At 63.9% G+C, this 20,474-nt stretch carries 20 protein-coding genes; 4 read left to right on the forward strand and 16 right to left on the reverse strand.

Annotated features, from left to right (window positions below):
* Positions 1-3: 3 nt before the first annotated feature.
* From ugpC to FJV80_RS00305, 4 genes are all read right to left on the reverse strand, one after another.
* Entirely contained in the window at positions 4-1,101 is a 1,098-nt protein-coding gene (ugpC, locus tag FJV80_RS00290; RefSeq protein WP_142875251.1) for a sn-glycerol-3-phosphate ABC transporter ATP-binding protein UgpC, read from the reverse strand.
* A 4-nt stretch (positions 1,102-1,105) separates the two neighbouring features.
* The gene (locus tag FJV80_RS00295; RefSeq protein ID WP_038645102.1) at positions 1,106-1,972 is read right to left on the reverse strand and encodes a carbohydrate ABC transporter permease; all 867 of its coding nucleotides are present in this window, start codon (positions 1,970-1,972) and stop codon (positions 1,106-1,108) included.
* Positions 1,972-2,868: a sugar ABC transporter permease gene (locus FJV80_RS00300; protein ID WP_142875252.1), complete on the reverse strand. Its 897-nt coding sequence runs from the start codon at positions 2,866-2,868 to the stop codon at positions 1,972-1,974. Before FJV80_RS00300 ends, FJV80_RS00295 begins: the two co-directional genes overlap by 1 nt.
* Before the next feature lie 124 nt (positions 2,869-2,992).
* Positions 2,993-4,312, reverse strand: coding sequence for a sugar ABC transporter substrate-binding protein (locus FJV80_RS00305; protein ID WP_142875253.1), 1,320 nt, complete (start codon positions 4,310-4,312; stop codon positions 2,993-2,995).
* Between the two features lie 169 nt (positions 4,313-4,481).
* Between FJV80_RS00305 and FJV80_RS00310 the strand changes: the two genes are divergently transcribed.
* The gene (locus tag FJV80_RS00310) at positions 4,482-5,267 is read left to right on the forward strand and encodes an IclR family transcriptional regulator (RefSeq protein ID WP_095771266.1); all 786 of its coding nucleotides are present in this window, start codon (positions 4,482-4,484) and stop codon (positions 5,265-5,267) included.
* Positions 5,268-5,332: 65 nt separating this feature from the next.
* Positions 5,333-6,172 (forward strand): amidohydrolase, encoded by an 840-nt coding sequence (locus tag FJV80_RS00315; RefSeq protein ID WP_095771265.1) that lies wholly within the window; start codon positions 5,333-5,335, stop codon positions 6,170-6,172.
* Positions 6,173-6,234: 62 nt separating this feature from the next.
* Here the strand turns inward: FJV80_RS00315 and FJV80_RS00320 are convergent, their stop codons facing one another.
* From FJV80_RS00320 to FJV80_RS00345, 6 genes are all read right to left on the reverse strand, one after another.
* Positions 6,235-7,383, reverse strand: coding sequence for an extracellular solute-binding protein (locus FJV80_RS00320; RefSeq protein ID WP_142875508.1), 1,149 nt, complete (start codon positions 7,381-7,383; stop codon positions 6,235-6,237).
* A gap of 14 nt (positions 7,384-7,397) precedes the next feature.
* Positions 7,398-8,558, reverse strand: a complete 1,161-nt coding sequence (locus FJV80_RS00325; RefSeq protein WP_142875254.1) for a CaiB/BaiF CoA-transferase family protein — start codon at positions 8,556-8,558, stop codon at positions 7,398-7,400.
* Positions 8,559-8,560: 2 nt separating this feature from the next.
* Complete coding sequence (locus tag FJV80_RS00330) at positions 8,561-9,112, reverse strand: MaoC family dehydratase (RefSeq protein WP_142875255.1); 552 nt, start codon at positions 9,110-9,112, stop codon at positions 8,561-8,563.
* 356 nt (positions 9,113-9,468) lie between these two features.
* The gene (locus tag FJV80_RS00335; protein ID WP_142875256.1) at positions 9,469-10,455 is read right to left on the reverse strand and encodes a Tim44 domain-containing protein; all 987 of its coding nucleotides are present in this window, start codon (positions 10,453-10,455) and stop codon (positions 9,469-9,471) included.
* Between the two features lie 64 nt (positions 10,456-10,519).
* On the reverse strand, positions 10,520-10,813 hold the full coding sequence (locus tag FJV80_RS00340) for a zf-TFIIB domain-containing protein (RefSeq protein WP_032929194.1): 294 nt from the start codon (positions 10,811-10,813) through the stop codon (positions 10,520-10,522).
* A gap of 197 nt (positions 10,814-11,010) precedes the next feature.
* Positions 11,011-12,000, reverse strand: coding sequence for a zinc-dependent alcohol dehydrogenase family protein (locus FJV80_RS00345; RefSeq protein WP_142875257.1), 990 nt, complete (start codon positions 11,998-12,000; stop codon positions 11,011-11,013).
* A 102-nt stretch (positions 12,001-12,102) separates the two neighbouring features.
* Between FJV80_RS00345 and FJV80_RS00350 the strand changes: the two genes are divergently transcribed.
* Positions 12,103-13,005 carry a LysR family transcriptional regulator gene (locus tag FJV80_RS00350; protein ID WP_095771261.1) on the forward strand — a complete coding sequence of 301 codons (903 nt, stop codon included), beginning with the start codon at positions 12,103-12,105 and terminating at the stop codon, positions 13,003-13,005.
* 89 nt (positions 13,006-13,094) lie between these two features.
* Positions 13,095-14,741, forward strand: coding sequence for an acetolactate synthase large subunit (locus FJV80_RS00355; RefSeq protein ID WP_142875258.1), 1,647 nt, complete (start codon positions 13,095-13,097; stop codon positions 14,739-14,741).
* A 44-nt stretch (positions 14,742-14,785) separates the two neighbouring features.
* On the opposite strand, the gene FJV80_RS00360 is transcribed toward FJV80_RS00355, so the two are convergent.
* The 6 genes from FJV80_RS00360 to FJV80_RS00385 all read right to left on the reverse strand — a co-directional run bounded on the left by FJV80_RS00360 (position 14,786) and on the right by FJV80_RS00385 (position 20,396).
* The gene (locus FJV80_RS00360) at positions 14,786-15,955 is read right to left on the reverse strand and encodes a substrate-binding protein (RefSeq protein WP_095771259.1); all 1,170 of its coding nucleotides are present in this window, start codon (positions 15,953-15,955) and stop codon (positions 14,786-14,788) included.
* 69 nt (positions 15,956-16,024) lie between these two features.
* On the reverse strand, positions 16,025-16,726 hold the full coding sequence (locus tag FJV80_RS00365) for an ABC transporter ATP-binding protein (protein ID WP_142875259.1): 702 nt from the start codon (positions 16,724-16,726) through the stop codon (positions 16,025-16,027).
* A 2-nt stretch (positions 16,727-16,728) separates the two neighbouring features.
* On the reverse strand, positions 16,729-17,433 hold the full coding sequence (locus FJV80_RS00370; RefSeq protein WP_095786778.1) for an ATP-binding cassette domain-containing protein: 705 nt from the start codon (positions 17,431-17,433) through the stop codon (positions 16,729-16,731).
* Positions 17,430-18,416, reverse strand: coding sequence for a branched-chain amino acid ABC transporter permease (locus tag FJV80_RS00375; RefSeq protein WP_142875260.1), 987 nt, complete (start codon positions 18,414-18,416; stop codon positions 17,430-17,432). Before FJV80_RS00375 ends, FJV80_RS00370 begins: the two co-directional genes overlap by 4 nt.
* Positions 18,413-19,330 carry an urea ABC transporter permease subunit UrtB gene (gene urtB / locus FJV80_RS00380; RefSeq protein ID WP_245437946.1) on the reverse strand — a complete coding sequence of 306 codons (918 nt, stop codon included), beginning with the start codon at positions 19,328-19,330 and terminating at the stop codon, positions 18,413-18,415. The genes FJV80_RS00375 and urtB overlap by 4 nt, the downstream gene beginning before the upstream one ends.
* On the reverse strand, positions 19,275-20,396 hold the full coding sequence (locus FJV80_RS00385) for a class II histone deacetylase (protein WP_095786776.1): 1,122 nt from the start codon (positions 20,394-20,396) through the stop codon (positions 19,275-19,277). Before FJV80_RS00385 ends, urtB begins: the two co-directional genes overlap by 56 nt.
* Positions 20,397-20,474: the final 78 nt, after the last annotated feature.

Below are 20,474 nucleotides of genomic sequence, written 5' to 3' on the forward strand. Positions count from 1 at the left end.
CGGTCAGCTCCGCAATGTCGTTCCGGTCTCGGCGGCAAACAGATGCGCCTGCGACAGGTCGAGGCTCATCGCCACTCGCTCGCTGGAACGCAGCGGGCGCGGGTTCAGCATGCGCGAAACCCAGTCCGTGCCGTTGAACTCGACGAACACCAGCGTTTCGTTGCCGAGCGGTTCGGTGACGGTGATCGGCAGCTCGATCTGATGGACGTCGGCCGCGCCGCCGGAGCTGATGCCATGGCCGGTCGGATAGATGTCATCAGGCCGCAGACCGAACACGACCTTGTCGCCGGTCGCGACATTGGCCTTGAACTGGGCGGGCAGCGGCAGCTTTTCGCCGCTGGCGAAAACCAGTTGGCCGTCGTCGACAGTCGCCTCGTGCAAATTCATCGGCGGCGAACCGATGAAGCCGGCGACGAAGCGTGTCGCCGGGCGGCGGAAGACTTCGTCTGGCGTGCCGACCTGTTCGATATGGCCGTCGCGCATGATGACGATGCGGTCGGCAAGCGTCATCGCCTCGACCTGGTCGTGGGTGACGTAGATCACCGTCGACTGCACCTTGGCATGGAGCTTCTTGATCTCGGTGCGCATCTGCGTCCTGAGCTTGGCGTCGAGATTGGAAAGCGGCTCGTCGAAGAGAAACACGTCAGGGTCGCGCACGATGGCGCGGCCCATGGCGACGCGCTGGCGCTGGCCGCCCGACAGTTGCGACGGGCGGCGGTCGAGCAGCGTATCGAGGCCGAGAATGGCCGAGGCCTCGGCGACGCGGCGCTCCATGTCTTCCTTGGCCGCGCCGGCGATCTTCAGCGAGAAGCCGAGGTTTTCGCGCACCGTCATATGCGGATAGAGCGCATAGGACTGGAACACCATCGAGATGTTGCGCGAGCGCGGCGGCAGATCGTTGACGATACGTCCACCGATCTCGATCGAGCCGGCGCTGATTTCTTCCAGTCCGGCGATCATGCGCAAAGTCGTCGACTTTCCGCAGCCCGACGGGCCGACCAGCGCGATGAATTCGCGGTCGGCGATATCGAGATCGATGCCATGCACGATCCCGATATTGCCGTAGCGCTTGGTCAGCTTTTTGAGGGAAACGGTTGCCATGGGATCAGCCTTTCACCGCGCCGGAGGTCAGGCCGCCGACAAGGTGTTTCTGGACGATGTAGGTGAGGGTGAGTGCGGGAATGATCATCACCACGGCCAGCGCGCACATGCCGCGCCAGTCGATGGTGAATTCGGCCGTGTAGTCGAGCAGGCCGACCGGCAGCGTCTTGGCGCTCACCGAACGGGTCAGCTGCGAAGCCAGCGCGAACTCGTTCCAGCAGGTCAGGAAGGCAAAGATGGCGGCGGAAGCGATGCCCGGTCCGGCGAGCGGAAACTCGACCTGCCAGAAAGCCTGCCAGCGCGTGCAGCCATCGATTTGTGCTGCCTCCGCGAGGTCTTTCGGCACCTGGCGGAAGAAGCCGTCGATCAGCCAGATGGTGAACGGCACGTTGAGCGCGACATAGGCCAGGATCAGCCCGAAATGCGTGTCGATGATGCCGAGCCGCACATAGAGGAAGAACAAAGGCAGCGACAGCGCGATGCCAGGCACCGTGCGCGTCAGCATCAGGCCGAGGAACACGCTCGATTTGCCGCGGAAGCGGTAGCGCGCGAAGGCATAGCCGCCGGCCATGCCGATGGCCACCGCAATGATCGTCGAGGTCACCGAGATGATCAGCGAATTGCGGAAATATTCGATGACCGGGATGCCGCCTTTGCCGATGCCTGAGAACATTGCGATGTAAGCGTCGAACGAGATCTCCTGCGGGATCCACACCGGCGGCTTGGCCATGATCTCGACGGTCGGCCGGAGAGAGGACAGCACGATCCAGAGGCCGGGCAGGCAGATCGTCAGCATCGCCAGGAACAGGCCGACGCGATGGACGATGCCCAGCAGCCGGCGCTTCAGGCGGGCGGAAGAATTCTCGTCCATCACCACTCCGCACCGATCTGCGTGCGCGCCGCGGCGAGCTTGTTGAAGAAATAGACGGTGAAGGCGATCGACAGCAGGATCGAGAAGTAGGCCATGGCGTTCGCCATGCCCATGCGGCCGTCGCTGTAGGCGGTGCGTGCCACCAGCGTCCACAACAGCTCGGTGCGGCCCGCCGGTCCGCCATCGGTCATGATCTTGACGATGTCATAGGCGCGCGCCACGTCGAGCGAACGGATGGTCATGGCGATATAGGCGAAAGGCATGACGAACGGCCACGTCACATAGCGGAAGGTCTGCCACGGCGTGCAGCCATCGACCCGCGCGGCCTCGATCGGCTCCTTGGGCATTGCGAGCAGTCCGGCGAGGATCAGGATGGCGAAGATCGCGGTCGACGACCATACCTCGGCGACCGAGATGGCGATGAAGGCGAGGTGGCCCTCGATCAGCCACGGAACGGCGTCCTGTGTGATGCCGAGCGACTGCAGGGCGTTGTTCACCAGGCCGATATTGTCGTTGAACATGAACTTGAACTGGAAGCCGACGAGGATCGGCGAGAACATCATCGGAAACATCATCAGCGTGCGCAGGATGCGCTGGCCGCGCGTCGCCTTCTCGACCAGCATGGCGAGCCCCAGGCCTAGCAGCATTTCGAGATTGAGCGCGATGGTCAGCAGCAGCACCGTGCGCCCGAACGCCCACCAGAAATCGGAGTTGGCCAGGATCGAGAGATAGTTCCTGAAGCCGACGAAGACGAAGAACGTTTCGGGCCTGGTCAGGCGGAACGGTGTGAAGCTGGAATAGAGCGACAGAAGCAGCGGCACGACGACGACCGCGGCCAGCACGATGAAGGCTGGAAGCAGCAGCAGAAATGGCGCCGATGGCTTGAAGCCCTTCATCAGAATCCTGTGGGGTTTTGCATTGCGTGGGTGGGACACCGAAAGGCGATGTGCATCGCGGAGCTTCCGACGAGACGCGATCGCCTCCCCCATTCGTCATGGGGGAGGCAGCCTTGGGACTGTTCTAAAGCTTGCCGGCATCCTGCAGGATCTGCGTCGCCTTGGCGGCGGCTTCGTCCAATGCCTGCTTGGAGGTCTTGTCGCCCAGGATCGCCGCCTGCAGCTCAGGATAGACGGCGTTCGAAATCTCGATCCACTCAGGCGTCTGCGGCACGGCGAAGGCGTGCTTGGCTTCTTCCTGGAAGGCGGAGAGAACCTCCTTCTTGTAGGGATCGTTTTCGGCCTGCTTCAAGTCCCAATCCCACACGGCCGTGCGTGTCGGCAGCGGGCCTGCTGCGGCTTCCAGCTTCTGGCTGTCCTCATTGGTCAGCCACCAAACCAGCGAGGCTGCGGCCTCCTTGTTCGGGCAGTTCTCGGTCACCGAGAAACCGTGGAAACCGGACCAGCCAGTGCGCTTGCCGGAAGAACCCTTCGGCGCGACCTTCACGCCGACATTGCCCGCCACCTTCGACGACTTCGGGTCGTTGAAGAAGCCGGCCCAGCCCGGCCAGTCCAAATTGATGGCGACGGTGCCCGAGGCAAAGCCCTGGCCGAGATCGTCCCAGAGATAGTTGGTCGTTCCGGCCGGCACGGCCTTGGCCTTGTAGAGATTGACGAACCAGTCGAGCGCCCGGATGCCGGCCTCCGAGTTGAAGACCGGCTTGCCGTCCTTGTCGAGATACTCGCCGCCCTCGGCGACCACCATCTCGTAGAAGCGGCCATTGATCGCCTCTTCCTTGCCGGCGAACTGCGTGCCGTAGAAATTGGGCGGGTTGGCGAAGAACTCGGCCTGGTCGGTGACTTCCTTCCAGCTGTCCGGCGGCACCAGGTCATAGCCGTATTTGGCCTTGAACTTGGCCTTGTTGTCGGCGTTCTCGTAGAGGCTCTTCTGGTAGTAGAGCGCCGAGACGTCGAACTGCGCGCGCGGCAGCATCTCGAGCTTGCCGTCGATGGTTGCCGCCTCGATCGTCGACGGCACGAAGGCGTCGATCTCTTCCTTGGGTAGCAATTTGCTGAGGTCTGTGTAGAGGCCGGTATATTGCGGCGCGAAGGACGAATGGTTCCAGCCGACGCACCAGTTGGTGCTGCCAGAGGCGATGTCGGACTTCAACTCCTTGTCGATGTCGAAGCCATTCTTCTTGGTCAGGATGTTGACCTTGGCGCCGGTGGCCTTCTCCCATTCAGGAATGCGCTCATAGAGCTTTTCATATTGCTGGCCGCCGATCAGTTTCACGTCGACGGTGACGCCTTCGAACTTGCCGGGCAGGTCGCCGGCAAGGGCCGTGCCTGCACCGAATGCAAGCACCAATGCGCCGGCGGAGACGCCGGAAAGCAGTCTGTTCATTGGTTTCCTCCCTGGGTGCGCCTTAGCGGCGACCGCAACCTGTCCACGTGACAGGAAATGCTACATTCATATACAAACAAAACATTCATACGCACGTCAAGGCGAAATTTGTTTCCGCCGGCCGCATTCCTGCGTATATGAAGAATCGAATTCACTGGAGGGATGAGCCATGGACGACAGCGAAGACGAGCGCTACCGCGCGCCGGCGCTCGACAAGGGGCTCGACATCCTCGAACTGCTGGCCGGCGTCGACGGAGGCCTGACCCAGGCCGAAATCGCCAAGAAACTCGACCGCAGCCCGAACGAATTCTATCGCATGCTCGACCGGCTGGTGCGGCGCGGCTATGTCACAAGGCTGGATGGCGACCGCTATTCGCTGACGCTGAAACTGTTCGGCCTGGCGCAACTGCACGCTCCGGTGCGGCGGCTGGTTTCCTACGCCACGCCGCTGATGCGCGAACTGGCCGAGACCTCGCAGCAGGCCAACCAACTCGTTGTTTTTGATCGCGGTTCCGCCGTCGTCATCGCCCAGCAGGAGGCGCCGAACTACTGGGGCATCTCGATCCGGGTGGGTTCCCACATCAGCCTGTTCGACACCGGTTCGGGCCATGTACTGCTTGCCTTCCGCTCGCAGGAAGAGCGGCAGATGATGATCTCCGAACACGTCCGCAGCACCGACAAGACGGCCCAATCGACCGAGTTCTTCACCCGGCTCGACCAGATCCGCGACCGTGGCTACGAGATGATGGCCTCGATGCAGACCGCCGGCGTCTTCAACCTGTCGGCTCCGGTGCGCAGTTCCGACGGCAAGGCCATCGCCGCCCTGTCCATTCCCTACATTACCGTGGTCAATGCGCCGTCCGCGCCCGATATCACCAGGACGATCGAGCTGTTGCTGGCAACGTGCGAGAAGCTGTCGCATCTGGCCGGATCGGCTGTAGGGTCGGCAGCATAAATTCTTATTTGAATGAAGAATTCCTCCGTGAGATGATTTGACAACGCCAATTTGGAGGAGCTCCAGTGATCATCGACACCCATCTGCATCTCATCGATCGCTCGGCCTTGCGCTATCCCTGGCTTGCCGGCGTGCCGCCGCTCAACCGCGATTTCTCCTACGAGGACTATGCCACCGAGGCGCAGCGTGTCGGCGTCGAGCGCGTGCTGCACATGGAGGTCGATGTCGATCCGGCTGACATTGAAGCCGAGACCGCACGGGTGGAAGGTCTGTCGCGACAGGCCGGCAGCATGCTGGTCGGGGCGATCGCGTCCTGCCGGCCGGAAGACGCGGATTTCCCGGCCTATCTCGAAAGGCAGCGGGCAAATCCTTTCGTCAGGGGTTTCCGCCGCGTGCTCCATGTCATGCCCGATGATCTGTCGGAAGGCGCGGTGTTTCGTGACAACATCAAGCGGCTTGGCGGCATCGGCCTGACTTTCGATCTCGTCGTGCTGCCGCACCAGATTCCGAAAGCAATAGCGCTGGCCGACCTCGCACCCGACGTCCAGTTCGTTCTCGACCATTGCGGCGTCCCCGACATCAAGGGCGGAGCCGAGCATCCCTGGCGCGAGCATATGAGCGAGATCGCGCGGCGTCCGAACGTCATGGCCAAGATTTCCGGTGTGGTCGCCTATGCCGATTCCGGCAGCTGGACGGTCGGGACGCTGCGGCCCTATGTCGAGCACAGCATCGCTGCGTTCGGCTGGGACCGTGTGGTCTGGGGCAGCGACTGGCCGGTCTGCACGCTTGGTGGCGGCTTGTCGACTTGGGTGGCAGCGACCCACGCGCTGCTTTCCGGTTGCAGCGTCGCGGAGCGCGAGAGGTTGCTGTCGGGCAATGCCCGCAAGCTCTGGCGGTTGGAATAGTTGGATTTGCCTCGGCGTCTCGCCGGGGCGTAGCCCAGACGTTCTCCTCCGCCCGGTTTCGCTCAGGCTCCTCTCTCAGCAGCGGCGCCGGACACCTGCGCGGCGGCACTCTCCCGGAACAGGCCGACGAGATCAGCGACGACCCGGGCGGCTTTGTGCCCGGAGGTCATGGCCGACAGGATGCGGTCGGACGCCGCCTGCTGGAACGCCATGTAGCCATCATGACGCGGCCGCACCCATGCGCCCTCCAGCGTCGCGCGCGTGTCGCGATAGAAATTGCCGGTCGCGGCATTGACGGTCTGGTCCTCCCAGGCGGCAGCATGGCCTGGTTGGCCACCGGCAGCAGCATAGGCGCCGCGCTGCACGTCGCTGCTGGCGACCCAATAGGCGAAGTCCGTCGCTGCATCTTTCGCCTTGGAAAAGGCTGACACCGCTATGCCCGTGCCGCCGAGCGCTGAGCCGATAGGGCCGCTGGAGCCGACAGCCGGGATGTCGGTGAAGGCCAGCCGGTGCGCGCGAAACCCTGACATCGCATAGGAAACGTAGCCGTAGATGAGTGGAGCGCAGACAATGCGGGAATCGGCCTCCGCCATGCGTTCGAAAACCGCGATCGGATCCATCTCCAAACAGGCCGGGTCGACCACCGCGGCGATCTCTCGCATCATCTCGAAGACTTCGCAGCCGGTCTCGCTATCGATGAGATCGCGGGACGGATCGGTCGCGCAAGCGTGCCCGAGATTGCCGGCAAGCGTATAGAACACCATCAGCGCATGCGGCGGCCGCAACGGCAAAAGCACGCGGCCTTGCCGGGCGAGGTCGAGCACCTCGCTCCAGCGCGCCGGCGGCGCGTCGAGCGCGTCCGGCCGCCATGCCTGGACCTGGCTGGCCGCATCGATCGGAAACGCCCATTGCCGTCCTTGCCAGGCGTAGCTCGGATAGGACTGGCCGACGCTGCCTGAGGCGAGCGCTGCGCGCTCGGCCTCGCGGCCGCCGACATCCAGCGGCGCGAGGCAGCGTTCCGCCGTGATCTGGCCCACATGCGGGTGGTCGATGACGATCAGATCATAGGCGCGCGCCAGTTCCTCGACCGGAAAGGACTCGAAATCCTGCAGCGAGCGCTTGTCCCAGTGGATGGCGACGCCGGTCCTCTGCTGCCAAAGCGACGAGCAGGCGACCATCGGATCATAGCCGCGCGGATGGCTCCAGGTCATACCCTTGAGCGTGGTCACAGGCCGAACTCCTCGCGGATCGCGGCACTGTGCTCGCCGATGCGCGGCGCGGCCCGATCGACCTTGGCCCTGGCACCGTCGACCCTGAGCGGCGAACTGGTGGTGAGGATCGAGACATCGTCCTCGCGCGTCACCGTCTGCAGCATGTCGAGCGACTGAAAGCCTTCGCTGGCCAGCATCTCCGGCCAGGTCAGCACCTTGGCGCACCAGATGTCGGCCGGCTCGAGAATATCAAGCCATTCGTCGATGGTTTTGCTGGCGATCCTCTGCGCGATGATCGTCTTGATGTCGTCGCGCGCGGTGAACCACGAGGCCGGTCTGTCGCGATAAGGCGTCAACTCATTGAGCGACAGCAGGTCGGCGAGTTTCGGGATCGGCGTCATGGCGATGGCGAGATAGCCGTCCTTGGCCGGGTAGACGCCGTAGGGCGCCGAGAGATAGGCATGCGCGCTGCGGAAGCTGGAGCGCCTGGGCAAGCGGCGGCCGTCGTTGAGATGCGTGGTCAGCACCTCGAACTGGAAGTCGACCAGTGCTTCCAGGAGGCTGGTTTCGATATGGCTGCCCTGGCCGGTGATGCCGCGCCGCACCAGCGCCGCCAGAATGCCTTGCGCGCAGGCTGCACCCGCCAGCATGTCGCCGATGGCCAGCCCGAAGGGCACGGGTCCCTGGTCCTCGTCGCCATTGAGCCACATCACGCCGGAACGCGATTGCGCCAGCAAATCCTGGCCGGGCCGCTTGACCCATGGGCCGTCCTCGCCATAGCCGCTGATCGATGCGTAGACGAGGCGCGGGTTGATCTTGCGGACGGCTTCGTAGTCGAGGCCGAGCCGCTCGATGACGCCGGGCCGGAAATTCTGGATAAGCACATCGGCCTTTGCCAGAAGCCCGCGCAGCGCGTCGAGATCCGCCTCGTTCTTGAGGTCGATGGCAAAACTTTCCTTGGCGCGGTTGATGGCGTGGAAGATCGTGGAATCGCCGCCGATCTCGGTATCGCTGAGATAGAGCCGGCGCGACAGGTCGCCGCCATCCGGCCGCTCGATCTTGATCACGCGCGCACCGAGGTCGAGCAGCCGCAGCGAGCAATAAGGCCCGGACAGAAACTGGCTCATGTCGACGACGACGAGACCGGCAAGCGGCAATTCGGCCAAAGCCGGCATTTTCATTTCTCCGTCTTGCCGACGAAATCGGCCGGGTTGCGGTACTTCACCGTCTGCAGGTGCTCGCAATAGAGGACCAACTCGCCTTCGCCCTTGAACACTTCGTAGCTGGCACGGATCAGTCCCATCTCTCTGTAGCGCGGCTTCTTGTCGAGGTTGGAGCGGATCGAATAGATCGTGTCACCTATGAAGACAGGCTTGATGAAACGGAGCTTGTCATAGCCATAGGAAAAGGCGTTGACGCAGTTGGTGGCGACCAGCCCGAGCCCCGCCGAAAAGACGAAAGCGCCGGCGATCAGCCGCTTGCCGAAAATGCCTTCGCTTTCGGCGAACATCTGGTCCTGCACATAGGGGTGGATGTCGAGCACCAGCGTGTTGAAGAGGTGGCTGTCGCCCTCCGCCATCGTGCGCCGCAACGAGCGGATTTTCTGGCCGACCGGCCAGTCCTCGTAGAACCAGTTCTCGGCGTTCCACACCGGCAATGCCGCGTGCGCCTCAGGCATGTTTTGGGGGAAGGTCGAGGCAACGCCGACGGTGGGCGCGAAGTCGCTCATGGCCGGCACCGGCAGTCTCGCAGCAGGCTCAGGCCAGCCATATGAACACGCCTCGAAGCGCCGGACTGCATGACGTCTCCTCCCGCTAATCTTCTTTTGTAAATAGTATTTTCACATATGGGGCAATGTTGCAAGCGAGGGCGGGCGAAATTTTGCCCAATCCCGCGCGCTTACGCGCGGGCCGGCGGGGAGGAAATCATGAAAGGATTGCCCTGGTGTTTGTGGTTCGGGAGGCGCCTTATTTCGGTGCGCAGGCCTGCTGACGGACATCGGACGCACCATCGAGATCGGCACACCTATGTGCGTCAGGATCGTGCGCTAAGGCGCCCCGCGACGACCCTCCTTCAATGGCCGGCTCAGGCCTGTTGTATTGCCGAGAGTTTCCAGCTCGAGCCATTCTGACGCGTGAAAGTCCACAGTTCGGTCGTCTCTGTCGGATGGTCTTCGTCGCCCTCGATGACCTTGCCGCTGCCGCGTTCGCGCATCACGTCGCGAGACTCGTAGCGCAACGCGGCCGTGGCGTAGTCGCGGTCGTCCTCGCGCCAGCTTTCCGCGATGTCTGCCTGCAGCAAGGTGATATCGGAGACCTCGTTCCGGAGACCCTTCTGGGCATTGTCGGCCAGCTCTTCCGAGAGATAGGACACCATCTCGGGCGTTGTCGCCCGGCGCAGGGCGGCATGGTCTTCGCGCCCGAATGCTTCCTGGACGTCGGTCAACAGCTTCTGGAATGCGTCGAGGTCGCTCTGAGCCAGCGTGATCTCCTCGGAGACGTCAGCCGGAGAGCCTCCGCCCGAACCTCCGCCAAAGCCGGGGATTGTGAACGAGCCGGCCGTTTGCTGCTGTGCCGGAGCGCGGTTCTCAAATCGCGGCGCCTGGGCATTGCCGGCACCGGCGAGCGCCGGGGTGGGGCCCTGCGCCGACCGCGAGCGGAAGAAGCGGATGGCCAGCATGATCGCGCCAATGATGAGCAGGGCTTGAAGCAGGAAGCCGAACATGCCGGCCAGGCCGCCGAACCCTTGCCCGACGAGCAGGCCGATCAGGCCGCCGAGCAGCAGGCCGCGCATCATCGTTCCGCCAAAACCGCTCATGAAGCCCGGCCGCTGTGGGCCGGCCTGCGGCTGCCGGGTGGCAGCGTTCACACCGGTGTTGGGTGTCATCGAACGCGCGACGGGAGCGATCGGCGCCGGCGCGGTCCTGGTCGGCGGCGGCGACTGGAACGTGCGCGTGCCGCGACTGCCGAAACTGCCGCCGCGCCGCGCCTCGGCATGATCGATCGCGATCATGGAGAATGCCAGGAACAGCCCGGCAAACAGGGTTGCAAATCGGCTGGTGCGAGACATCATCGCAGATGAACCTTTATCGATGTGGCTTTTTTGGAAATTTCAGCAGGCGCCGGGCGTCATCCGGTCAATCGAACAATTCCTCGAAGAAGGATTTCTTCCGCTTGGGATAGCGATGGCCCTGCGAGCGCGAATAGTCGTCATCGCGGCCGTGTTGCGGCTGGGAGAAGGCTGCCGGCTGTGGCTGCGGCGCAGGCGACGCCTCCCTGCCGGAACGCTCGATGATCTTGTCGAGTTCGCCTCGATCAAGCCAGACGCCACGGCACTGCGGACAATAGTCGATCTCGATACCCTGGCGTTCGCTCATCACGAGCGCGACACGGCAGGAGGGGCAAACCAAACCAAGGAGGGAAGATGTCATACGGGGCTCCAAACCGAAAGGATTGAGCCCGCTTGACCGAAAAAGGTGGAAACGGGCCCGTTAAAGCGGTCCGACATCACAATCACCAGAAGCGATCGTCAGAGGGGCCCGGCCCGCTCCAGACAGTTAGGAATGCGGAGCCAGGGCTTCAAGGGCGATATTGCCGGCAAGAATGATTTGTTGGCCGCTGCCGTCGCTCAAACCGTTACGACGATCTTGCCGAACTGCTCGTTCGATTCGAGGTAGCGGTGCGCCTCGACGATCTGGTCGAAAGCAAAGATCCTGTCGATGATCGGCCTCAGCGTGCCGGTTTCCAGGCCTTCAAGGATGAACGCCTTCGCGATCTCCAGCTTCTCTGGGGCGCCGGTGATCTCGTGCACGAGATAACCACGCAACGTCAGCGTCTTGCCCAACACGGCAGCTAAGGGGAACGGCGTCGGCTCGGGGCTCAGTCCACCATATTCGATGAGAATGCCGCCCTTTGACATTGCCCCTGTCAGCGGCTCGAAGATCGGACCGCCGATTGCATCGAGCACGACGCGCACGCCCTGCGGTCCGGCGATCTCGCTCAGCCGTGCGGCGAGATCTTCCTCGGCCAGGACCACAACATGCGCCGCGCCGGCATCGAGCAAGACCTGTTTCTTTGCCGATGTTCGCGTCACCGCGATCGCTGTCGCGCCAACCTTGTTGGCGATCTGGATCGCGGCAAGCCCGACGCTGCTGGAGGCCGCGGTGATGACGACAGCGTCTACACTGCTCAGTCTGGCGATGTCGATCAGGGCGCCATAGGCGGTGAGATATTGCATCCAGACAGCCGCCGCTGTCTGCCAGTCGAGCGACGGTGGGTGCTTGACGATGAGCCCGGCGGGATAGGTGACCAGCTCGCCGTAAGCCGGCCAGCGCGCCATCGATTGCGGCGGGATGACGCTGACGGCGTCGCCCGGGACGAAATCGTTCACGCCTTCGCCTACCGTTTCGACAATTCCCGCCGCCTCGAGACCAAGCCCGGAGGGCAGGGCGGGCGTCTCGATATAGCTGCCCGCACGCAGCAGTGCCTCGGCGCGATTGAGGCCGAGTGCCTTGACGCGGATTTGAACCTCTCCCGGACCCGCTGGAGCGAGATCGATATCCTCGATGCGCAGGACTTCTGGACCGCCATGCTGATGGAAATAGACAGTACGAGCCATTCGGGTTACTCCAAATTATCTGTACCGAATAGGCTATGTAGCCAGAGACTTGATAGATAAATGGGCGTAAGGGTAAAGCAGTAGAAACCATAGGTTTCGAATATGGATAGGCTCGAGAGCATGGCCGTGTTCGTCAAGGCGGTCGACCTTGGCTCGTTCGCGGCAGCGGCGGTAGCGCTCGACCTGTCCGGGCCGATGGTGGGCAAGCATGTCCGTTCTCTCGAAGAGCGGCTCGGCGTTCGCCTCATCAATCGCTCCACGCGCCGCCAGAGCCTGACCGATTTCGGTCGCGCCTATTATGAACGCTGCCGCATCGTGCTGGCCGAGGCGGAAGCCGCCGATGCGCTGGCCGCCGACCAGTTTTCGGAACCGAGAGGCAGACTGCGCGTGACCATGCCGGCGCATTTCGGCCGCCACTGCGTCACCCCCGTGCTGCTGAAGCTGGCGCGGCACTATCCGATGCTGGAACTCGATTTGTCACTCAGCGACCGCTTCGCCGATCTTGCCGAAGACGGCTTTGACCTTGCCATCCGCACCGGCGATCTGGACGATAAGGCGGGCATCATCGCCCGCCGCGTTGCGCGGCAAGGCATGGTCGTCTGTGCCTCGCCCGCCTATCTCGGGCTTCATGGCGAGCCGCGGCGGATCGAAGACCTCGCCGATCATCAGGCGATTGTCTATCGCAGGCTTGGCCAGGTCGTTCAGCCCTGGCTGTTTGCGCGTGAAGGGCAATCCGCACAGGAGATCATGCCGACCGGCCGCCTGCGGCTCGACGATCTCGATGCCATCGCCGATGCAGCGGCAGAAGGCATGGGGCTGGCGTGGTTGCCATGGTGGCTGGTCCGCGCGCGCATAGAGGCCGGTGGGCTGGTCGCGCTGTTGCCGGACCAGCCGCACTATCTCTACGACTGCCACGCGCTCTGGCTGCAGACGCCGCATCTGCCGCTCAAGGTTAGGCTCGCCATCGATGCGCTGGCGGCCGCCCTGCCGAAACTGATGGGCTGATCGCCAACAGAGCAGGCTTGCGCTTTTTGAGGTGCCGCTTTCCAATGCCATATGAAGGCGGAACGTGTGCATTGCAGGAGAGGCGGTTCATGACCAAAGGTTCGGATCTGTTCGTGGCGGCTCTCGAGAATGAAGGGGTCGACCGGATTTTCGGCATTCCGGGCGAGGAGAATCTCGACATCGTCGAATCGATCCGCCGCTCGTCGATCCAGTTGATCCTGACCCGACATGAGCAGGCGGCTGCTTTCATGGCCGCTACCTATGGCAGGCTCACCGGCAAGGCAGGCGTGTGCATCACCACGCTTGGCCCTGGCGCACTCAATCTGACGACCGGCGCGGCCTATGCGCTGCTCGGCGCGATGCCGATGATCATGATCACCGGCCAGAAGGGCATCTTGTCATCGCGGCAGGCGCGCTTCCAGATCGTCGACATCGTCGCGGCGATGAAGCCGCTGACCAAGCTGTCGCGCCAGATCGTCTCGCCCAAGATGATCCCCTCGCTGGTGCGAGAGGCCTTCCGCGTTGCCCAGGAAGAGCGGCCCGGCCCGGTGCATCTGGAACTGCCGGAAGACATTGCGGCGGCCGAGTGCGAGCCGATGGCGCTGGTGCCGACGCACCCGGTCGAACTGCCGTTGGCCAGCGCGGACGCGCTCGATCGCGCCGCCCGCATGATCTTGGAGGCCAAGCGTCCACTGCTGATGTTCGGCGCGGCGGCGTCGCGTCCGCGTGTGACCCCAGATGTCGCCCAGTTCGTGCTGCGCACGCAAATACCCTATTTCACCACGCAGATGGGCAAGGGCACGGTGCCCGGCGGCACCGAACTCTACATGGGAACGGCGGCACTGTCGGAGCGCGACTATGTGCACGAGGCCATCGAACAGGCCGATCTGATCATCACCATCGGCCACGACACGGTGGAGAAACCGCCCTTCATCATGGGCGCCAACGGGCCGAAGGTCATCCATGTCGGCTATCACTCGGCCGATGTCGAGCAGGTCTATTTCCCGCAGGCCGAGATCGTTGGCGATCTTGGCCCGTCGCTGGCGCTGCTGGCGGACCGCATCGAGGGCAAGATCCCCAACGCGCAGGCCTTGCTGCCGCTCAGGGAAGGCATTCTGAGCCGCATCGCCGCGCGCGCCGCCGAAGACCGCTTCACGCCGCAGCGCATCGTGCATGATGTGCGCGCCGTAATGCCGGCGGACGGGGTCCTCGCCCTCGACAACGGCATGTACAAGATCTGGTTCGCACGCAACTACCGCACGCGCATGGCAAACACGCTGCTGCTCGACAATGCGCTGGCCACGATGGGCGCCGGCCTGCCGTCGGCGATGATGGCATCACTGCTTTATCCCCGGCGCCGTGTCATGGCCATTTGCGGCGACGGCGGCTTCATGATGAACAGCCAGGAACTGGAGACCGCCGTCAGGCTGAAGCTCAACCTGGTCATCCTGCTGCTGGAGGACCACGCCTATGGCATGATCCGCTGGAAGCAGGCGGTCGACGAATTCCCGGATTTCGGCATGACCTTCGGCAATCCCGATTTCGTCAGATATGCCGAGGCCTATGGCGCCAAGGGAACTAGGGTTACGGAGATCGCCGATTTGCGGCCGGCGCTGGAACGGGCCTTCACCGGCGGCGGTGTGCATCTCGTCGTCGTGCCCATCGACTATTCCGAAAACACCAGGGTGCTTGTCGACGAATTGCGCGAGCGGCTGCCGGCGCCGCGGACGCCCTGACGGCAGCGGTTAAGCCGCCGTCAGGGCCGCTTGAGTGTAAGATCCTACACCTTGCAGTAAGGCGTGACCGGCGTGATGGTGCCGAAATCCTTGGCGATCTCGTAGCCGATGCCGTCCGCCGCCGCCTTGCCGACATAGGAATGGCAGAGCGTGTGGTTGTTCGAGGCATCGACGCGGATCTTGCCTTGCGGGGCGTCGAACTCGATGGTCGGCAATGCCTTGAGCACATCGTCATCCCTGAGTGACCCGGCCTTCTCGGCGGCCAGCGCATAGAGATGCAGGCCGTTATAGCCGGCCTCGCCGATGCCGTTCACCATCTTCTCCTGGCCGAACTTTTCGCGGAAGCTTGCGATGAACTTCTTGTTGACCGGATTGTCGAGCGCCATCCAGTAAGGCTGCGGCGCATAGGTGCCGGCGGCGACGCCTGGCGGCAGCGCGTCCTTGTTGAAAACCTCGTCGAGCGGCGCGATCAGCGGCTGCTTGATGTCGAAAGAACGATACTGCTTGAGCTGCGTGACGGCATCGTTGCCGACCACCATCGACCAGACGACATCGGGCTTCAGCGACTTGATCTTCTGGAAGGCCGGGCCGAAATCCGTGGTGCCGAACGGATAGTAGTCGGCGCCGATGATCTTGCCGCCGGTCTTCTCGTAAGCTGCCGTGATTGCCTCCGTCATCTTCTGCGGCCAGGCATAGTCGGAAGCCATGATGTAGATCGTCTTGCCGAGATTCTCGGCCACCCATGGCATCATCGGGTCGACCTGCTGCATCGGGATCGGCCCGGTGGCGACGAAGTAGCGATTGCATTCGCCACCCTCGAAATTGGTCGGGTAGAAGAACAGCTTCTTGGCTTTGGAGGTCACCGACAGCGTCGCGCTGCGCTCGGGCGAGATGATCGTGCCCATGACGACATCGACCTTGTCCTCGTTGATGAGCTTGCGCGCCTTGTCGATCGAGCCCTTGGTCGTGGTCTGGTTGTCCTCGATGAACAGTTCGATCTGGCGGCCGCCAATGCCGTTGGCGGCGTTGAGTTCGGCGGCGGCGAGCTTGTAGCAATTGAGCAGCGTCTCGCCGAGGATCGCCTGCAGCCCGGTGATCGGGATCGACAGGCCGACCTTGACGGTGTCGGCGGCGCGCAGGATCGACGGCGCGCCGACCATGGCGAAGGCGGCGGCAGCGCCGCCGGATTTCAGGATCGTTCTTCTGCTTATCATTGTTATGTTCCCTTCCAGTCCGGGCGCGCCCCATGCACGCCTTACAAAGTCAGCAGGTCCAGGCGCGCCTCATAGGGCCAACAGGTCCTTCAGCAGGCTCTCGTCGGCGAACGCCGCCGGCGTGCCCTCGTGCACGATCCTGCCCTTTTCCATCACCAGGCAGCGGTCCGCCGCCTTGAGAACGAGATCGAGATTCTGCTCGACCAGAACGATCGCGATGCCGCGCTCGCGGGCGATGCGCGGCACCAGTTCGGCGATCGACTGCACGATGTTCGGCTGAATGCCTTCCGACGGCTCGTCGAGCAGCAGCACCGAAGGCAGGCCGCACAACGCGCGGCCGATCGCCAGCATCTGCTGTTGGCCACCCGACAGCGTGCCGGCGATTTGCGCCTCGCGTTCGCGCAGGATCGGAAAATAGCCGAAGGTGTCGTCAGGAATGCCGCCGTCGCCACGGTCCCTGGCTGCGCGCGTGCCGACCTCCAAATTCTGCCGCACGGTCAGCTGGTTGAAGATGCCGCGGCCCTGCGGCACATGCGCTATGCCCGCCCGCGCCCGGCGGAAGGCCGCCGCGTTGGTAAGGTCCTGATCGCCGAGAACCACGGCGCCGCCGCTCGCCTTCAGGCTGCCGGCGATGACGCGCAGCAGCGTCGTCTTGCCGGCGCCATTGCGGCCAAGCAGGCCGACGACTTCACCCGGTGCCACGCTGAGATCGATGCCGTTCAGCACAGGCAGCAGGCCGTAGCCGGCCGAGACCGCGAGTGTCCGCAGCATGGTCAGCGCCTCCCCAGATAGACATCGCGGACCATTTCGTCGGTCTCGATGTCGTGGAAAGGACCGCTGCGCAGCCGGCGTCCCTGGTGCAGCACCAGCGTCTCGCAGTTCAGTGCCCGCACGAAGCGGATGTCGTGCTCGACCGCGACGATCGAGAACTCGCCCTTGAGCCGCAGCAGCATCTCGGCGGTAGCCAGCGTTTCCTGCGGCGTCATGCCGGCGGTCGGCTCGTCGAGCAGCAGCAGCCTTGGTTCGATCGCCAGCGCCATGCCGATCTCCAGCCATTGCTTCTGGCCGTGCGCCAGTTCGCCGGCCAGCGTGGCCGCGCGGTTACCAAGCGCGACCAGGTCCAGCAGCTCACCGACCGGACGCACCGGTGAAGAGGCCCCCCACCGTGCGACCTTGAGGTTGTCCTCGACCGAGAGGCTCGGAAAGACCGACGGGATCTGGAATTTTCGGGCGATCCCGAGCCGGGCGATCCGGTGCAGCGGCAGGCCGGCGATGTCATGGCCGAGAAAGCGCACGCTGCCGCTGGTCGGGCGAAGCGTGCCGGTCAAAAGGTTGAGGAAGGTGCTCTTGCCGGCGCCATTCGGCCCGATGATGCAGCAGAGCTCTTTGTCGCGCACCGTCAGGTTCAACGCTTCCAGCGCCTGCAGCCCGCCAAAGCGGATGCCGACGTTCTCGGCCTGAAGCAGCACGTCGCTCATTGCGCCGGCCTCCTGCCGTTGAACAGGCCCTTCAGCCGCGCATAGATCGACAGGATGCCGTCCGGCAGCACGAAGACGATGATGACGAAGACGCAGCCGAGCAGCAGGGGCCACAGACTCGGGTTGAAGCTGCTGATCGTCTGCTGCGCGCGCTGGATGGCGATGGCGCCCAGCACCGGGCCAAGCAGCGTGCCGCGCCCGCCAACCGCCACCCAGACGATCACTTCCGTCGACAGCAGCAGCCCGGACAAATCGGGCGCCACCAGCCCGGCCATGCAGACATAGAGCGCGCCGGCAAGCCCAGCGATCGCAGCGGACAGGACGAAGGTGGCGAGCAGCCTTAGCGGCGCATTGTGGCCAAGGGCGGCCGCCCGGACTTCATTGTCCTGGATGGCGGTGAGCACCATGCCCCAGCGACCACGGCTGATCGACCACAGCGCCAGTACAACCACCGCGACGATCGCCGCAACGAAGATGTAGGAGGGCAGGTCCTGGCTGAGATCGACATGCAGCCCGCCGAGATCGAACGCGATCGGCGGGATGCCGATCAGCCCGCTGTCACCGCCGGTGACCGAGCTCCAGGAGACCGCGGCCTGCTGGCAGATGACGCCCATGGCCAGCGTCACGATGGTGAAGTAGCTGCCGCGGATGCCGCCGAAGAACAGGAAGTAGCCGATAATGGCGGCGACGAAGGCAGCACCCGCAATCGCGCCCAGGATGCCGAGCACGCTGCCCAAGGGGATGGCGTCGTTGAGGGTGGTGAGCGCCATGATGTAGCCGCCAATGCCGAAGAAGGCGGCATGGCCGAAACACAGAATGCCCGTGCGGCCCCAGAAGAAGTCGAGGCTCGCCGCGAACAGGCCGAAGATCAGCGCGTCGCGGATCACCGTCAGCTGGTAGCCGTCGGCGAAGAAAGGATAGACAATCGCGAGCGTCACGCAGACGGCGAAGATCACCAGCCAGTTGCGGTCGCGCGCGATCATCGCGACGCTCCGTTGAACAGGCCGTTGGGCCGCAGCCGCACGGCGACGATGGCCGCCAGCAGCACGATCGCCTGTGCCAGCGATGGCGAGATCTGGTAGTTGAGCACACTCGTCAGCCCGCCGACGAAAACACTTCCGGCAACGAGACCGCCGATCGAGCCGACGCCACCGACAATCACGACGAAGAAGGCGTTGGCGAGATAGTTCACTCCCATCTGCGGCAGCACGATCGCCAGCGGCGCGACCAGCCCGCCGGCGAGCCCGGCGATGGCCGCGCCGAAGGTGAAGGCGATGGCGTAGGTGCGCCGCGTGTTGATGCCGACGCCTTCGGCCATTTCGCGGTTCTGGATGACGGTGCGGATGTCGAGGCCGAACGACGTCCGGCTGATGAGCAGCACGACACCGAGCAAGGTCAGCATGGCTATGGCGATCAGGATTAGCCGATAGGCGGGATAGACGGTGAAGAACAAGTCGAGCGTGCCCTCGATCGGCGGCGTAACCGGCTTGGCGCCGAGACCGAAGGTCAGTTCCAGCCCCTGCTGCAGGATCAGGCTGACGCCCCAGGTGGCGAGCACGGTCGAGACCGGCCGCGAATAGAGATGGCGGATGATGGCGAACTCCAGGATGCAGCCGACCACCGCGCCGGCGATCGGGGCAGCAAGCAGCCCCAGCCAGAACGAGCCGCCGACGCTCTGGACAAAATAGACCGCGAAGGCGCCGACGGTGACGAATTCGCCATGCGCCAGATTGGTCACGTTCATCAGGCCGAAGCTGATCGCCAGCCCGAGCCCGACCAGCATCAGGATGCTGATCAGCGTCAGTGCGTTGAGGAGCGTGGTGACGACAAAATCCATCGTGTCAGGCAGCACTTGCGAGGCGTTGGCGCAGCCCGGCGAGCAGGCCTTCGGCCGCATCGATCACCGCGGCCTGATGCGGCTGCAAGTCCTGCCCGGCCCATTCGTCGATATGGTCCGACAGCGGATCGACCACTTCGGTGCGGTGATTGGCGAGCGTTTCGATGACGGCATGGCCGCAGAACGGCACATAGCCCTCGGAATAGCCGCCTTCATGGGTCATCATCAGCCGTCCGTTGGAAGTCTCGGCCGCCAGCGCCACCATGCGCGCGGCGAGGCGCCGGAAGCACTCGCTGTTGAGCATCATGCGGCCGAGCGGATCGAAGCCCGACGCATCGAAGCCGGAGGCAACAATGACGAGATCCGGCTTGTAGGCGCGCAGCGCCGGAGCGACGACGCGGTCGAAGGTCGCTTCGTAGGCGCCGGTGCCGCTGCCGGCCGGCAGCGGTATGTTGATGTTGTAGCCTTCGCCTTCGCCCTTGCCATTGTCGGCCAGCGCGCCGCGCCCGGTCGGATAGAGATTGTCCTGGTGCAGGGAAATGGTCAGCACCGACGGATCGGAATAAAACACCGTCTCGGTGCCGTTGCCGTGATGCACGTCCCAGTCGACTATCGCCGCGCGGCCGAGCAGGCCTTCATGCTGCAACCGGCGCACGGCAACACCGATGTTGGAGAACAGGCAGTTGCCCATTGCCTGGTCGGGCTCGGCATGATGCCCCGGCGGCCGCGCCAGCGCATAGGCGTTGTCGACACGGCCGGTCAGCACCGCGCGCATCGCGGCATAGGTGGTGCCGGCGGAGAGCAGGGCGATGTCGAAACTGTTGAGGCCGATCGGCGCCTGCGGGCCGGCGAAGCCGGAACCGCGTTCGCTGAGCATCCTGATGTCGTCGACATGGCGCTGCGTGTGCACGCGCAGCAGATCCTCGACCGTCACCGGCTCGGCAAGGATCGGCACCAGGTGGCGCGCCAGGCCGCTGACCTGGATGAGGTTGTTCAGCCGACGCTTCGACCCCGGCGATTCCAGGTGCCGGCCGGGTTCCACGAAACGGCCGGGAGGCATCATGTCGGCGCTGGGGCCAGTGTCATGCCACATCAGTTGTTCGTGAAAAACGTAACCTGTCGCCATGAGCAGCGTCCTTTAAAGTCCGGACGACGCTAGCAGGCTAACGATGCCACGACCCGACCCGAAAGAGGGGTTGTGCCT

Origin of the sequence: Mesorhizobium sp. WSM4310 (assembly GCF_007003935.1) — a bacterium.
Taxonomy (GTDB): Bacteria; Pseudomonadota; Alphaproteobacteria; order Rhizobiales; family Rhizobiaceae; genus Mesorhizobium.